The organism is Pseudomonas capsici (assembly GCF_017165765.1).
Lineage (GTDB): Bacteria > Pseudomonadota > Gammaproteobacteria > Pseudomonadales > Pseudomonadaceae > Aquipseudomonas > Aquipseudomonas capsici.
Map to the genome: position 1 here is coordinate 42,504 of NZ_JAFGZD010000028.1, position 16,103 is coordinate 58,606.

A 16,103-nucleotide genomic window follows, 5' to 3' on the forward strand; every position below is an offset into this window, starting at 1 on the left:
ATTTTTATGCACGCCAAACTGATCAAGCTATTGAGCCTCTCCAGCCTGACCGCCGCCTTGATGGCCGCCGCTGGAGCGGCTCGCGCAGATGACTCGCAAGCGCCGACCTTCACCGCCGAGCCTTGCTGCAGCCTGTGCCCTGCTGCCCATGACGCGAAAAACTACACCACGCGCTATCAGCAGAACTTCACCACCCTGATTCAGGCCGAAGGCGACTGGCTGTTCCGTACCCAGGAAGACCTGCGTACCGAGTTCGACACAACGCCCGCCGGCTATCGCCGTCTGCAGGAACTGCACGATGCCTTCAAGAGAAAGGGTGTCGAGCTGGTGATGGTCTATCAGCCGACTCGTGGCCTGGTAGATCGCAACAAATTGTTTCCTGCCGATCGCGACAAATACGACTACGACAAGGCTCTGAAAAACTATCAGGCCATGCTCGGTCGCTTCAGCAAGATGGGCTACTGGGTGCCGGACCTGTCGCCGTTGACCAACGAGCAACAGGCCCATGATTTCTACTTCCGCGGCGACCAGCACTGGACACCTTACGGCGCTCAGCGCACTGCGAAAATCGTTGCCGAAACCGTGAAGAAAGTCCCCGGCTATGCCGACATTCCGAAGCGTGAATTCGAGAGTCACAAGTCCGGACGCATGGGCAAGACCGGAACCCTGCACAACATGGCTGGTCAATTGTGCGGCACCAGCTACGCGATTCAGTACATGGATCAGTTCACCACCGAGCCCAAGGGCGAGGCCGGTGACGGCGATCTGTTCGGTGATTCCGGCAACCCGGAAATCACCCTGGTCGGTACCAGTCACAGCGGCAAGAACTACAACTTCGGTGGCTTCCTTCAGGAATACATCGGGGCCGATGTGCTGAACGTGGCATTCCCTGGTGGCGGTCTGGAAGGCGCAATGCTGCAGTACCTGGGCAGTGAAGACTTCCAGCAGCGTCCACCGAAGATCCTGATCTGGGAATTCTCGCCGCTGTATCGCCTGGACCAGGAAACCATCTACCGCCAGATGATGGCGCTGCTGGATAACGGTTGCGAAGGCAAGCCTGCGGTATTGAGTGCCAGCACCACACTCAAGCCGGGCACCAACGAAGTGTTGGTAAACGGCAAGAACGGTATCAAGGACATCCGCAACAGCAAGAACCAGATCGATATCCAGTTCGAAGATACCTCGGTGAAAGTTCTGCAGGCCAGGCTCTGGTACATGAACGGTCGCCATGAAGATCTGAAAATCGAGAAGCCGGACACCGCCGATACCGACGGACGCTTCGCCTTTGAGTTACGAGAGGACGAAGACTGGTCAAACCAACAATTGCTCGCTCTTGAAATTCAAGGCCCGGAAGCCGGAACAGAACCACTGAAAGTCGAAGCAAAAGTATGCAAGCGCAATGATCTGCCAGGCACTGCGCAACACACCGCTCAAGCCGGACTATGAGGTGACTTATGCAGACTCCGAAACTGATACGCCCTACCCTGCTGTCGATGGCAATCCTGTCATCGATGGCATGGGCATCGGGTGCATCTGCCACAAGCACGCTGGTTCCCCCACAGGGTTACTCGGCACCTATCGAGAAAATGAAAACCGGCAGCCACGACTTCACATGTGACGCCGTGCCGAAACCGTACACCGACAAACTGGTGTTTCGCAGCAAGTACGAAGGTTCCGACAAGGCTCGGGCAACGCTCAATGAAGAGTCCGAAGAAGCCTTCCGCGATGCAACCAAAGACATCACGACACTTGAGCGCGGTATCAGCAAAGTCGTCATGCAGTACATGCGTGACGGCCGCCCGGAACAACTCGATTGTGCGTTGAACATGCTCACCACCTGGGCTCAGGCCGATGCGCTCGAGTCCCGCGAGTTCAACCACACCGGCAAGTCCATGCGCAAATGGGCACTGGGCAGCATGGCATCGTCCTATCTGCGCCTGAAGTTCTCCGAGTCGCATCCGCTGGCCAACCGTCAGCAGCAGACTCAAGTCATCGAAGCCTGGTTCAGCAAACTGGCAGACCAGGTAGTCAGTGACTGGAGCAACCTGCCCATGGAAAAGATCAACAACCACTCGTACTGGGCCGCATGGTCGGTGATGGCGACCGCTGTCGCCACCAACCGCCGCGACCTGTTCGACTGGGCGGTCAAGGAATACAAGATCGCTGCCTATCAGGTCGACAAGGACGGCTTCCTGCCCAACGAAGTCAAGCGTCGTCAGCGCGCCCTGGCGTATCACAACTACGCCCTGCCGCCACTGGCAATGATCGCCAGCTTCTCCCTGGCCAATGGCGTCGACCTGCGTAACGAAAACAACGGCGCGCTCAAACGCCTGGGCGACCGGGTACTGGCCGGCGTCAAGGATCCTGACGACTTCGCCTCCCGCGGTGGCACGAAGCAGGACATGAGCGAGCTGAAAAAAGATCCGAAATTCGCCTGGCTCGAACCGTTCTGCTCGCTCTACAGCTGCAGCCCGGATGTGATCGAGCACAAGCATGAGATGCAACCGTTCAAGACGTTCCGTCTGGGCGGCGACCTGACCAAAGTCTACGACCCGTCCCATGACAAAGGTGACAAGGGCGGTTCGTGATTCACGCATGGCTCTGTGGGAGGGAGCTTGCTCGCGACTGAGCTGTTCGTGAGCAAGCTCCCTCCCACAGAACAGGCACAGGTAAATGCAGTATCCCCCCCGATTTTCATGGGGGGTTTGGGGGGGCTTTGAGCCCTTGAATGTTGGACAAACGGAGAGATAAGGATGGTTTTCTCATCCAACGTGTTCCTGTTTCTGTTCTTGCCGATCTTCTTCGGCCTGTACTACATAAGCGGGCAACGCTACCGCAACCTGTTGTTGCTGATCGCCAGCTACATCTTCTATGCCTGGTGGCGTGTGGACTTCCTGACGTTGTTTATCGCCGTCACTGTCTGGAACTACTGGATCGGCCTGCGGATCGGGGCCAGCGGAGTCAGAACCAAAACGGCGCAGCGCTGGCTGTTGCTCGGCGTGGGCGTCGACCTGTGCATCCTGGGCTACTTCAAGTACGCCAACTTCGGTGTCGACAGCATCAACGCGGCCATGACCTCGATGGGCCTGGAGCCATTCATCCTGACCCACGTACTGCTGCCAATCGGTATCTCGTTCTACATCTTCGAGTCCATCAGCTACATCATCGACGTCTATCGCGGCGATACACCGGCCACGCGCAACCTGATCGACTTCGCTGCATTCGTTGCGATCTTCCCGCACCTGATCGCCGGTCCCGTACTGCGTTTCCGCGACCTGGCCGATCAGTTCAACAACCGCACACACACGCTGGACAAGTTCTCCGAAGGCTGCACGCGTTTCATGCAGGGCTTCATCAAGAAAGTGTTCATCGCCGACACCCTGGCAGTTGTTGCAGACCATTGCTTCGCACTGGAAAACCCGACCACAGGCGATGCCTGGCTGGGTGCGCTGGCCTACACCGCACAGCTGTATTTCGACTTCTCCGGTTACAGCGACATGGCAATCGGTCTGGGTCTGATGATGGGTTTCCGTTTCATGGAAAACTTCAAACAGCCTTACATCAGTCAGTCGATCACCGAGTTCTGGCGCCGCTGGCACATCAGCCTCTCCACCTGGCTGCGTGACTACCTGTACATCACCCTGGGCGGCAACCGTGGCACCAAGTTCGCCACCTATCGCAACCTGTTCCTGACCATGCTGCTGGGTGGTCTGTGGCACGGTGCGAATATCACCTACGTGATCTGGGGTGCGTGGCACGGCATGTGGCTGGCGATCGAAAAAGCGGTCGGCATCAACACCAAGCCTTACCACTTCAACCCGATCCGCTGGGCGCTGACCTTCCTGCTGGTAGTCATCGGCTGGGTCATCTTCCGCGCTGAAAACCTGCACGTTGCCAGCCGCATGTACAGCGCCATGTTCAGCTTCGGTGACTGGAACCTGTCGGAACTCAACCGTGCAAGCCTGACCGGCCTGCAAGTGGCGACGCTGATCCTGGCCTACGCAACTCTGGCGTTCTTCGGTCTGCGCGACTTCTACCAGGGTCGCTCGGAAAGCGACAAGCCCAAGGCCGACGGCCCGGCGACCGCAGAGCCCGGCACCATCAAGGCCGTACCTGGCGACGCACCTGGCAGCATCAACCTGCCTGGCTACACCGTCGGTACCAACGCCCAGGTGCAACCGGCCTACTGGACTGTCGACTGGTCTCGCTACGCCATGCGTGCGCTGATCCTGCTGCTGTTCATCGCTTCGATTCTCAAACTTTCGGCGCAGAGCTTCTCGCCGTTCCTTTACTTCCAGTTCTGAGGAGCCTGACATGACCCGTTCATTACGAATCCTCTACGTCACGCTGTTCATGTCGCTGCTGGTGATTCTGGGTATCTGGTCGTTGCGCAGTTTCAGCAACTTCTCGACCTCGGCCGAAACCACAGTGCTGGACGGCAAGTGGACCAAGGCGGCGGAAACTCATTACGACGATGAGTTCCCGATCAAGCGCCTGGGCACCAACCTCTGGGCCGCCCTGGACTTCAAGCTGTTCAACGAAGGCCGTCCGGGCGTCGTGATCGGCAAGGACCAGTGGCTCTACACCGACGAAGAGTTCGATGCCATTGCCAATGGCGAGAAAAACGAAGCGGACAACCTGGCAATTATCCAGGGCGTACGCGACGAGCTGAAAAAGCAGGGCACGGAACTGGTACTGGCGATTGTTCCAGCCAAGACCCGTCTGTATCCCGAGCACATGGGCAAGAAAAAACCGGCCACCCTGCACACTGACCTGTACCAGCAATTCCATGCTCAGGTCGCGCAAGCCGGCATCTTCGCCCCTGACCTGCTGGCGCCGTTGCAGGCCGCCAAGCAGAAAGGCCAGGTGTTCCTGCGCACCGACACTCACTGGACCCCGCTGGGTGCAGAAGTGGCCGCGCAGCAACTGGGTGTCGCGATTTCCAGCAAGACTCCGTTGGACGGCGAACCCGAACAGTTCGTTACCCAGGCCAAGGAAGCAACGCCCTACAAAGGCGACCTGACCAACTTCCTGCCACTGGATCCGCTGTTCAGCAATTTGCTTCCAAAGCCGGATGATTTGCAACAACGCAGCACAAATCCTGTCGAAGGAACTGCCGCCGGTGATGATGCCTTGTTTGCAGACACCGAAATTCCTGTCGGCCTGGTTGGCACCAGTTACAGCGCCAACCCCAACTGGAACTTCGTCGGCGCCCTGAAGCAGGCATTGCGCAGCGACGTCGTCAACTACGCAGAAGACGGTCACGGACCGATTCTGCCGATGCTCAAATATCTGCAAACCGATGCGTTCAAGACCACCCCGCCACAAGTGGTCATCTGGGAATTCCCGGAGCGCTATCTGCCTGCTCACAACGACCTTGGCGAGTTCGATCAGAAGTGGATCGCCGAGCTGAAGAAGTCACGTGATAGCCAAGAGAATCTGGCCTTTAACACCAAACAATCCGAGTCGCCTGTACAGGCGCAAAACTGAGAGGACTCAATCATGACCCTACAGCACACTCCAAATCGTTCGGCCAAGAAAAGCCTGTTCAAAACCTGCGCGCTGGCTGCAACTCTGGGCCTGATGTCCCTGCAAGCATTTGCCGGTGACTCTGCCCTCTACGGCCCGACCGCACCGAAAGGCTCGACCTTCGTGCGCGTCTACAACGCCAGCAACGCCGAGATCAGCGCCAGCGTCGGCAACACCAACCTGAACGAAGTCGCGCCACTGGGCAGCACTGCGTTCAGCTTCATGCCACAGGGCGACTACACCGCCAAGATCGGCAGCCAGAGCCTGCCGGTGAAACTGGCTGGCGACCACTATTACACCATCGTCAACAACGCCAGCGGCAAGCCGCAACTGGTCGAAGAAGCCCCGTTCAAGAACAAGCAGAAGTCGCTGGTTCGCGTACAGAACCTCAGTGACAAATCGCTGACCCTGAAAACGGCCGACGGCAAGACCGAAGTGGTCAAGACCGTATCAGCCAAAGGCACCGGCGAGCGTGAAATCAACCCGGTCAAGGTCAGCCTGGCGCTGTACGACGGCGACAAGAAAGTCACTGACGTGAAGCCTGTTGCCCTGGAGCGTGGCGAAGCCGCCGTGCTGTACATCACCGGCAGCGGCAGCAACCTCTCGCCAGTGTGGGTCAAGCCACCGGTAGCGACTCGCTAAGAATCAAGTTGGCGGGTTCATGGCCTCTGTCAGCCACGGGCCCGCTAGCGCAGTACAAGAACAAGACAGAAACGACAGAAACCACGTACAGCCCTTATTGACTTATTGAATGCTATTGGAGAAACAAAATGATTCCAGTGATCTTGTCAGGCGGTAGCGGTTCACGACTCTGGCCGCTTTCGCGTAAACAATTCCCTAAACAATTCCTGGCACTGACAGGCGAACACACTCTGTTCCAGCAGACTCTGGAGCGTCTGGTGTTCGAGGGTATGCAAGAGCCCATCGTGGTCTGCAACAAGGAGCATCGTTTCATCGTAAACGAGCAGTTGGCAGCACTGGACCTCAACACCCAGGCCATCCTGATGGAGCCGTTCGGGCGCAACACCGCACCCGCCGTGGCCCTGACGGCGATGATGCTGGTCAATGAAGGCAACGACGAGCTGATGCTGGTCCTGCCGGCCGATCACGTGATCGACGATCAGAAAGCCCTGCAACGCGCACTGGCTCTGGCCACCGTTGCAGCCGAGCGTGGCGAAATGGTTCTGTTCGGCGTACCGGCCAACAAACCGGAAACCGGTTATGGCTATATCAAGTCCACCGCCGATGCCCTGCTGCCTGAAGGCGTGAGCCGCGTCTCGCACTTCGTCGAGAAGCCAGACGAAAAACGCGCTGCCGAATTCGTCGAGGCAGGCGGTTACTACTGGAACAGCGGCATGTTCCTGTTCCGCGCCAGCCGCTTCCTGGAAGAGCTGAAAAAGCACGATCCGGACATCTACGACACCTGCCTGCTGACCCTCGAGCGCAGCCAGCACGATGGCGGTGCCGTCGACATCGATCCGGCGACCTTCGCCTGCTGCCCGGACAACTCCATCGACTACGCCGTCATGGAAAAAACCCAGCGCGCCTGCGTCGTGCCGCTGTCGGCTGGCTGGAGCGATGTCGGCTGCTGGTCGTCGCTGTGGGAAGTGCATGAAAAAGACAGCAACGGCAACGTCACCAAAGGCGATGTCGTCATTCAGGACAGCCGCAACTGCATGATCCACGGCAACGGCAAACTGGTCTCGGTGATCGGCCTGGACAACATCGTAGTCGTCGAAACCAAGGACGCCATGATGATCGCCCACAAGGACAAGGTCCAGGGCGTCAAGCAGATGGTCAACACCCTCAACGAGCAGGGCCGCAGCGAAACCCAGAACCATCTGGAAGTCTATCGTCCGTGGGGCTCCTACGACTCTGTGGACATGGGCGGCCGCTTCCAGGTCAAGCGCATCTCGGTCAAACCGGGCGCCAGCCTCTCGCTGCAGATGCACCACCACCGCGCCGAGCACTGGATCGTGGTATCCGGTACGGCTCAGGTTACCTGCGACGAGAACGTGTTCCTGCTGACTGAAAACCAGTCGACCTACATCCCGATCGCTTCGGTACACCGCCTGAAAAACCCGGGCAAGATCCCGCTGGAAATCATCGAAGTCCAATCGGGCAGCTACCTGGGTGAAGACGACATCGAACGTTACGAAGACGTCTACGGTCGCTCCGGTGCGCTGGAAGCGGGCGTGAAGACTCAGACGATTGCAAGGTAACAGAGAGCGGTAAGCTGCAAGCCTCAAGCTACAAGCTGTATGGGTTTCAGACTTGCAGCTTGTAGCTTGCCACTTGCAGGTCAAAGAGCAACAGGACCTCAACACTCTTTTGCGTACCCCATCCGCAAAAGTTTGTTGAGGTTTTTTTGGGCTCACACTCAGAAGACCTCCCCGGCTGGATCATAACCACTACGTCGGGCTGCGCGAGCGTTCTGTTTGGCCATGAGTCGCGATGGTAATTTAGTACCCATGACAAAGGACGAATATGTATCGGCGTTACGCAGCAAAATCGGCAGGCCTACCGCAGGATCCTGAAAGGCCTGAGCCGCATTTTCAGGTGTAATTGGGTGCCCGGCCACAAAACTCATGGCAGGCCAATAGCGATTCGTGATGATCGTGGGGTCAGGGCCATATTTTCTGATATCCGCAAACATGGCGCGGTAATGAGCCGACCACTGCTTGAGGGCCTCATCCGTAACACTAGATGGCAGCTGGTTAACCGGAAAATAGTAATAGTCCACCGTATTATCGGCGGCATGACTGGCCTCATGGATGAGTGTCCAGGCAACTTCCAGCGGGTGGTGGTTCAGAAAGTTGGCATTCAGTGAAATCGTCCTCATTGGCGCAGACTCGGTCAAATGCGAGGTTCTGCCAGCGATTGCTGAGTCCGAGACAAAAAGGCTGACTTTCCATTGGGCATCAGTTAACAATGACCCTATAAACGCTCTCTGTCTGGTAAAAGAATTTATCAATCCCTCGATCAGTTGCTGCTTGTATGCAGCATCCATATCACCAAATGCGCTGATCATTCTGGCAACGCCCTGCATTGGCGTGACCTTTGGCAACTCATTCAGAACGCCCTTTAACAACTTGTCGGCAAGCCTGGCGACCGACTTGAAAGTGCTCGCCTGCTCCGCATTGAACTCCTGCAGCCCTCTTGCAGTGATCTTCAAACCAAACGGCACCAACATATTCATTTCCTGTTCATCCAGTACGTCATAGGGCGCAGCTCCCTTCGCATCGATAAACCGCATGGGTGAATTGCGTACAAAGCAAAACAGATTCAAGCCGCCCTCCTCTTCCGCCGGGTCCGGGTTGATCCAGTGCTGCAACCACGGCGCGTAATAGCGCATGCCGTAGTAATACAACCCCGTCGCATCCCGCTCCTTGCCGGAGTAACGCACAGTCTTGTAGCTGGCCTCGATGGCACTTCGCCCTGCCCACCATGACGTCCCGCCAAAGGGGTAATAATGTTCCTGGCTGATGATCTGTGCCTGTGCATCCAGCTCCAGCGTGCTGGAGCCCAAGTGATCGGTCAGGCTGTAGCGGTATTGATCGTTGTCGAGGTCGTCAGGCTTGCCCTCTTGCCAACGCAGTACCCGGACGCTGCTGCGACCGGCCTGAGCGGTGATGACATGCAGCATTTCACCGGTCGCGGTATCGGTGCGAACTTCCAGCCCCGGCAGGTAGCGCACTTCAGCCATATGAGTGACGGCCTTGGCCTGGGTAGTCCGCACCTTGCGCAGGCGCTGACCGCTGGCGTCGTAGACATAACGCTCGCTGTCGTCGATACCGGACTCGCGCACAATCGGCCGCACCTCCTGCAACTGGTTGCGAAGGTCCCAGTTCAGGGTTTGTCCGGCTTGCAGTTGCAGCAAGTTACCGTTGGCATCAAAAGCCGCGGCAATGTCTTCTTCAGTGGGTGGCTGATTATTTTCTACCAACAGACTACGGTTACTCTGCCTGGCGGTCACCAGCGTTCGTGAATGATTTTGCGACCCGACATGGGTCAACTGCTGCAGATTCCCTCCGGCATCGTAATGGTAGGTTTGCGTGTAATTGGCCAGTTGCGTCGGGTCGGCCGGGCTCTGGAAATCAGGAAACACCGGTCCGTGATTGACCAGCGCCAGTTCACGCCCCGTGGCTTCGCTTAATTGATACAGCGTGTCGTATTGATAGCTCGAAACCGGCTCGATGCGCTGATTGGCGAAGTAACGGACAGGCTGCGCAAGGTCTTCGAGCCGGATGACATTGCCTACAGGATCGTAGTCGCAAGTCAGATCCTGCATGGATTCGCCACCGCTACGGACCGCTTTGAGCCTTATCAGGCGACCGTCTTTTTCGCCATAAGTCGCACTGCTGATCACACCATTGCCCGCCGTTTCGGATTCGACACGGCCTTGGGCGTCGTAGCGGATATCGCTGACAAGGCACTGTTCCGACTGGCCATTGAGCCGCAAGAAACAGGCGTGCAACTGACCGGCAACGCTATGGACAAAGCGCTGCAGATTGCCCTGTGCATCGGTTTGTTCGAGAGAGTCGCCCAGCGGGTTGAATCGCCAATGCGAAACCGCCCCGGCCCCCGGCTCCAGCAATGCATCGCGCTCGGATTCCGGCTCGGGCCAGTCAGGAAGGATAAGGTCTGCGAGAAAATGCTGCGCCTGTTCGATCACGGCACCTGTCAGGCTGAACTCGGTACTCAGTCGCGTACCCGCCGGATCGTCGTGGCGAATCAACTGACCGCACTGGTTATGGACCGTCGAACCCACATCGCCATAGGTCAGCCGTTCGACACACTGTTCATTCTCGAAGACTGCCGTCGGCCTGAGCAACGCATCGTAGTCCGAGCGTCGGACCGTGCCGCGTCCATCCCAGCCTTGCAGCATCTGGCCAGCTTCGCCTGGCAGCGAAACACGCCAACCGGCGTCCACGCTGTCACGGGCCAGTACCTGAGCGCTGAGGGAATGGATATTGACGAGATTGGCCGGGCCGTCACTCTCGCCGAGCCTGGGGTCCTGGCTTTCTGTCAGTCGCCCTGCCGGATCGAACAGCGAGCGATGGGAACGAGCAATCGCGGCTTCATCGGCCTGATGACGATACCAGGCCACCCAACACACAGTCAGACCACGAGGATCGATGACCGTGAGCGTCGGTGTGTCGCGATGCAAGGCTGCGGATTGCCCATCCATGGCGTTGTCCTCTGCAAGCTCCTGTTTGCAGCCTAGTGTGTACAGCGCCATGAATGGCAGCCACTCCGAAACTTCGGATGGGCGGTAAACGCGTGAGCCCGGAAGAGATCAGCGGAAGATTCAGGGCGGGCGACAGGGCAAAAATCAAATGTTTTCTGCGGGTCACCCATGACATCTGGGTGGAAGGCAAGGACTCCATCGAATATGAAATTGTTTAAATAAGGTTCAACAACGCCAGGTCAGGTATGCCACGGGAGAGTCAAGCATTGGTCAACCTCCCCTGCCTTTCGGTACGATGCCAGTCTCTACGCTGAAGAGATGCCCATCATGCTCATCGGTATTGTGCTTATCCTGACCTGGCTCATCCTGCTGTTGCGCTATCCGGCAAAGGCCTTGCCTGTATCACTGGTAGCTGCGGCAGGCCTCGGGATCGTGGCCGCCGTCGTGATCTGGCAGGACAACCGCGAAGCACATCAACTCGATCGCCTGGGGCTGCGCCTGGATTATTCGCCGCAACAATGCCCGGCAGGCAAACCCTTGCTGGTACTCATCGACAACACCAACAAGGTCCCGCTGCGCGAACTGCGCTGGCGCGTGGCGGCCTATGCGCCCGGCGATACCGTGAACCTCGCCGAAGATGCCTACACTGCACCGCATTACAGCGGCCCCGGTGAGTTGCAGCCGGGCAGTCAGTGGCAGGATTGTCTGCCGTTGCCACCGTTGCGGCCGGGCTATCGCCCACAAAGCCTGGAGTTTCGTCCCGAACACCTACAAGGCAGCTTCTCGGATTAAGGAAAACCAAATGCCCACAGCACTTATCACCGGCTGCTCGAGCGGCATTGGCCGGGCTCTGGCGGATGCATTCAAAAACGCGGGTTATGAAGTCCGGGCCACGGCACGCAAGCCTGAAGATGTTGCCGACCTCAATGCTGCTGGTTTCAGCGCCGTGCAACTGGACGTCAACGACAGCGCCGCCCTCGAACGTCTGGCAAGCGACCTTGAACGACAGGGCATCGGTGTGGATGTGTTGATCAACAACGCCGGCTATGGCGCCATGGGGCCACTGCTCGATGGTGGTGTAGAAGCCATGCAGCGCCAGTTCGAAACCAATGTGTTTTCCGTGGTAGGCGTCACCCGCGCACTGTTTCCGGCATTGCGGCGCAGCAAGGGGCTGGTGGTGAATATCGGCAGCGTCTCGGGCGTATTGGTCACCCCTTTTGCCGGTGCCTACTGTGCCTCCAAGGCGGCCGTCCACGCCTTGAGCGATGCATTGCGCCTGGAACTGGCACCGTTCTCGATTCAGGTCATGGAAGTGCAGCCCGGTGCCATCGCCTCAAGCTTCGCGAAAAACGCCACCCATGAAGCCGAGCAACTGATCAGCGAACAATCCCCATGGTGGCCCATCCGCGAAGGTATTCGCTCCAGAGCCAAAGCCTCTCAGGACAATCCGACGCCCGCCACCGACTTCGCCAGGGAACTGCTCAAGGCCATCGAGCAGGCAAACCCGCCACGCCTGCTGCGTCTGGGCAACGGCTCGCGAATCCTGCCGCTGATGTCATGGCTGTTACCCAAGGGGCTGCTGGAAGGCGGTTTGAAAAAACGCTTCGGCCTCGACAAGACGTTGTAACTCCCCTCTCGCCTCCTTTGCGCCGCACTGAAACTCGATAGCCCCCCATATGGGGGGCTTTGCCCACAAAGGCAGCCCTCTAGCATACGCACCAATCAGCAGCAAAAAAAATCCTCAACAGATTCTTTGCGCCCCAAAATTGCGCGCAACAAATAAAGCTTACCGTTGAGCTGCCGATACACTCAAACGGAGGCAAGACCGCTATGGCAGGCTGATATTCGATCACCTATGCAACTCCTTACAGCAAGGAGCGAATAGCAACACACATCCGTTTACGATCAGTCTGCAAGAAACGAGGTCTGCAAATGCTTAAAAATGCTCCTTTGAGTATGAAGTTACTGCTCATTCTGATGTTCCCTCTCCTTGGGCTTCTGGCCTTCTCCGGCATCTACATTGCCGACAAGATCCAGACTCTGGATGCCATGAGCCGCACCGTTTCGGCCAGCACTGCTGCACAAAAACTGAGCAACCTGGTCACCACGATCCAGCGCGAACGAGGTGCAAGCGGGGTATATCTGGGCAGTGGCGGCAAGTCCATGCAGGACAAACTAAAGAGTTTCCGTGCAGACACCGACAAGGCAGCAGCCGTCATGAAAGCCCTGCCTCGCCAGAGCGGCCTGGACAAGGTATTGCAGACAATAGACGAGCTCGGCCCCTTGCGTCAGAAAGTGGATGCGCTGGGACTCAACAGCACCGAGTCGGGCGCACGCTTCACCGACATGATCAAAAACCTGGTCGACTTCACCTACTCTCTGGAAGCCAGTGTCGATGAACCTGCAATCCTTCGGGCGCTGAGCTCGCTCAACCAGTTCGTGGCGATGAAAGAGCGGGCCGGTCGCGAGCGCGTGCTGCTCGGTCTGGCCTTCAACCAGAATCGCTTCGATGCGAGCCTGTTGTCGCGTTTCAGCCGTAACCTGGGTGAGTTCAGCGGCTACTTCGAAGCTTTCCAGCGCTGGGCACCGCAGGTCTTCAAAACCAGGATGGACAACGTCCTGCAACAACCCGGTTCGCTCGAAGTAGCCCGCCTGCAGCGTCTGGCCTTCGACACACCATTGGGCGACGCGCTCAATATCAAGCCTGAAGACTGGTTCAACCTGTCGACCAACCGTATCGATCAGATGGGCATTGTCGAAGAAGAACTGAGTCAGGCCGTACTGGATCTGGCAACCGATGCTCGCGCAGATGCACAGAGCAGCCTGTACATCGCAATCGTGACCGTGGTTGCAATGCTGATCGCCGTGCTTTGCCTGGCACAGCTGATCATCCGCAACATCAAATTTGCCGTCAGCGACGTCAACCGTACCCTGATCGCCCTGTCGACAAGGGATCTGACGGTCAGAACCCAATACACAGGCACGGATGAGTTCGGCGAAATCTCGCGCAACCTGGACAACATGGCCCAGCAGATCAGCGAAGTGATCCGGGAAATCGGCAGCGCGACCACCAAAGTCGCCCTGGGTGCCGATGAATCCTCGGCGGTCGCTGTCCAGACCAGCCAGAACGTTGCCCAGCAACGCCAGGGCACCGATCAGGTCGCCACCGCCATCAGCGAGATGAGCGCCACGGTCAAGGATGTCGCCCGCAGCACCACCGACGCCGCCGAAATGTCGCAACGCGTCAACAACAGCACCGTGCAAGGCAAGACCGAGATCGACAACACCATTCGCCTGATCAAGGACCTTTCGGTTCAGGCTGAACAGACCTCGCAGATCATCAACAACCTCAAGGGCGAGAGCGATTCCATTTCCTCCGTTCTGGACGTGATCCGTGGCGTCGCCGAGCAGACCAACCTGCTGGCCCTCAACGCTGCCATCGAGGCCGCAAGGGCTGGTGAACAAGGCCGTGGCTTTGCAGTGGTTGCCGACGAAGTGCGCCAACTGGCGAAAAAGACTCAGGACTCCACCGTCAGCATTCAGAACATGATTGCCAACCTGCAGTCAGGCTCCGACAGCGCAGCACAGTCGATGAAGGAAACCCTGAACAAGGCTCAGGAAGGCGCAAGCAACGTAGTGCGTGCTGGCGAACTGCTGGAGGAAATCGCCAACGGCATCGCGAGCATCAGCGACCGCAATATCCAGGTCGCCTCGGCTGCCGAAGAACAGAGCCTGGTGGCCGAAGAAATCCATCGCAACGTCAACGACATCAACACACTGGTCGTTCAGGTCAGTGCAGGTGCCGAACAAACGGCTCATACCAGCCGCGAACTGGCGCGTCTGGCCGAACAGCAACAAGGACTGGTCAACCGCTTCAAGGTGGTTTGAGGCCCAGACCGCACGCCATCTGACAGTGGCAGGCAGCTTGCCGACGACAGAGCACAGTCGCCAGCAAGCTGCCTCCCACTTCATCCTGCTTTGAGTCGCAGACCTTGAGCCTTGGCTGCGACGGATTTCAACGCGGCTCGACCCTCGCCAACGAACGTTCCAGTTCAGTCTTTGCCATACCAATCAGATGCACCACCGAAAACGCCAGATCGCGTTTCGGGCCGTTGAGGCTATCACCGGTTTCGTAGGCAGTGGCCGCTGCACAACGCAGCAGGTCGCTGACGTGGAGCAGGGATTCTTCGAGGGTCATGTGTAATGAATCATGGGTTACGTTTGTCATTAAGAAGTTCTCCGGTAAAAGCCGCCATAGATGAAACTTGCACTGGAGAGAATCGTAAGGGCTGCTAAACCCGATCGCAGATATCAGCGACGGATGCAGCCTAGAGTCATAAATAATCTTGAGCAAGGACCCGGAACACTCTCGGAAACTTCACTCATAGGAAAGGGAAAAGGTTGTCGGATCTGGCTGTAAGAGATGGTTTTTCGTTAGCAGACGTAAACTTCCATGCAATGGAATCTATGGATCTGGCCTGCCGAAAACCGTCATAACGGTGGGTTGATGGATCAAATCAACTCTCAATCCAGTCTTCAAACCGCAACCCTGATACCCGATCAAACTCACGCCGGTTGTTGGTTACCAAATAAGCCCCAGCGAGCGGCTGCGTTCTCGTCGTATTTCGACACGCTGCAAAGCCTTCGACAACTGCCAGATCCCAAGACGTTTTCACCCGAGCAACATCACATCGCCATTATGCGCAAGAAGTTGCACACTTTTCTGTGGATAACATGTGATCAGTTCTCTACACCCCATGCCAATCAAGGCCTACAGAGAAGTGCGCAAGAAGTTGCGCAGTGGTGCGCAACTTCTTGCGCACTTTCAACGGGTTTTTCCTCTGAAAAGTCCCCCACGCTCCAAATAAATCACGCATCCATTTGATTTATATAGCTATTTTTTCAACTGGCACAAAGCTTGATGAGTAATCGCCACCCACCAGGCAAATTCGCCTTCCGGGACCCTCAAAGTTTCAGCAAGGAGAGCATCCATGGCTACACCAGCGTACATGTCCATCACCGGTGAAAAACAAGGCCTGATCACTGCCGGCGCCTTCACCGCCGACTCCGTGGGCAACACCTATCAGGAAGGCCACGAAGACGAAGTGATGGTGCAGGCATTCCACCACGACGTGATCATCCCGCGTGACCCGCAGTCCGGCCAGCCTACCGGCCAGCGCGTTCACAAGCCGGTGAAAATCACCAAAGTGTTCGACAAGTCCTCGCCTCTGCTGCAAGCGGCCCTGACTTCCGGCGAGCGCCTGAGCAAAGTCGAAATCAAATGGTTCCGCACTTCGGCTCAAGGTACTCAAGAGCACTACTACACCACCGTTCTGGAAGACGCGATCCTCGTCAGCTCCAAGGACTACATGCACAACTGCCA

At 57.4% G+C, this 16,103-nt stretch carries 13 protein-coding genes; 11 read left to right on the forward strand and 2 right to left on the reverse strand.

Going from position 1 to position 16,103, the window contains the following annotated elements; all coding sequences use genetic code 11:
- Window positions 1-6 precede the first annotated feature (6 nt).
- From JSY17_RS24110 to JSY17_RS24135, 6 genes are all read left to right on the forward strand, one after another.
- Window positions 7-1,446 (forward strand): alginate O-acetyltransferase AlgX-related protein, encoded by a 1,440-nt coding sequence (locus JSY17_RS24110; protein ID WP_206403176.1) that lies wholly within the window; start codon window positions 7-9, stop codon window positions 1,444-1,446.
- An 8-nt stretch (window positions 1,447-1,454) separates the two neighbouring features.
- A complete protein-coding gene (locus JSY17_RS24115) occupies window positions 1,455-2,588 on the forward strand; it encodes a mannuronate-specific alginate lyase (protein WP_117164333.1) in 1,134 nt (377 codons plus the stop codon).
- A 165-nt stretch (window positions 2,589-2,753) separates the two neighbouring features.
- Window positions 2,754-4,304 carry an MBOAT family O-acyltransferase gene (locus JSY17_RS24120; RefSeq protein ID WP_117184329.1) on the forward strand — a complete coding sequence of 517 codons (1,551 nt, stop codon included), beginning with the start codon at window positions 2,754-2,756 and terminating at the stop codon, window positions 4,302-4,304.
- 10 nt (window positions 4,305-4,314) lie between these two features.
- Window positions 4,315-5,490, forward strand: a complete 1,176-nt coding sequence (locus tag JSY17_RS24125; protein ID WP_117186356.1) for an alginate O-acetyltransferase — start codon at window positions 4,315-4,317, stop codon at window positions 5,488-5,490.
- A gap of 12 nt (window positions 5,491-5,502) precedes the next feature.
- A complete protein-coding gene (locus JSY17_RS24130; protein WP_117184327.1) occupies window positions 5,503-6,171 on the forward strand; it encodes an alginate O-acetyltransferase AlgF in 669 nt (222 codons plus the stop codon).
- Between the two features lie 128 nt (window positions 6,172-6,299).
- Entirely contained in the window at window positions 6,300-7,751 is a 1,452-nt protein-coding gene (locus JSY17_RS24135; RefSeq protein WP_117164329.1) for a mannose-1-phosphate guanylyltransferase/mannose-6-phosphate isomerase, read from the forward strand.
- Between the two features lie 158 nt (window positions 7,752-7,909).
- Here JSY17_RS24135 and JSY17_RS24140 read toward each other — a convergent pair whose 3' ends face one another.
- Window positions 7,910-10,720 carry an RHS repeat domain-containing protein gene (locus JSY17_RS24140; RefSeq protein ID WP_206403178.1) on the reverse strand — a complete coding sequence of 937 codons (2,811 nt, stop codon included), beginning with the start codon at window positions 10,718-10,720 and terminating at the stop codon, window positions 7,910-7,912.
- 53 nt (window positions 10,721-10,773) lie between these two features.
- On the opposite strand from JSY17_RS24140, the gene JSY17_RS24145 reads away from it, so the two are divergent.
- The 4 genes from JSY17_RS24145 to JSY17_RS24160 all read left to right on the forward strand — a co-directional run bounded on the left by JSY17_RS24145 (window position 10,774) and on the right by JSY17_RS24160 (window position 14,608).
- Window positions 10,774-10,938, forward strand: a complete 165-nt coding sequence (locus JSY17_RS24145) for a hypothetical protein (RefSeq protein ID WP_201012659.1) — start codon at window positions 10,774-10,776, stop codon at window positions 10,936-10,938.
- Window positions 10,939-11,047: 109 nt separating this feature from the next.
- The gene (locus JSY17_RS24150; protein WP_206403179.1) at window positions 11,048-11,512 is read left to right on the forward strand and encodes a multidrug transporter; all 465 of its coding nucleotides are present in this window, start codon (window positions 11,048-11,050) and stop codon (window positions 11,510-11,512) included.
- 10 nt (window positions 11,513-11,522) lie between these two features.
- Window positions 11,523-12,347 (forward strand): SDR family oxidoreductase, encoded by an 825-nt coding sequence (locus JSY17_RS24155; protein WP_206403180.1) that lies wholly within the window; start codon window positions 11,523-11,525, stop codon window positions 12,345-12,347.
- A 350-nt stretch (window positions 12,348-12,697) separates the two neighbouring features.
- Window positions 12,698-14,608 (forward strand): methyl-accepting chemotaxis protein, encoded by a 1,911-nt coding sequence (locus tag JSY17_RS24160; protein ID WP_206403182.1) that lies wholly within the window; start codon window positions 12,698-12,700, stop codon window positions 14,606-14,608.
- 127 nt (window positions 14,609-14,735) lie between these two features.
- Here JSY17_RS24160 and JSY17_RS24165 read toward each other — a convergent pair whose 3' ends face one another.
- Window positions 14,736-14,948 carry a DUF6124 family protein gene (locus JSY17_RS24165; RefSeq protein ID WP_117186354.1) on the reverse strand — a complete coding sequence of 71 codons (213 nt, stop codon included), beginning with the start codon at window positions 14,946-14,948 and terminating at the stop codon, window positions 14,736-14,738.
- A 763-nt stretch (window positions 14,949-15,711) separates the two neighbouring features.
- Here JSY17_RS24165 and JSY17_RS24170 point away from each other — a divergent pair.
- Window positions 15,712-16,103 (forward strand): Hcp family type VI secretion system effector (locus tag JSY17_RS24170; RefSeq protein ID WP_206403181.1); only part of this gene is annotated, 392 nt, incomplete at its 3' end.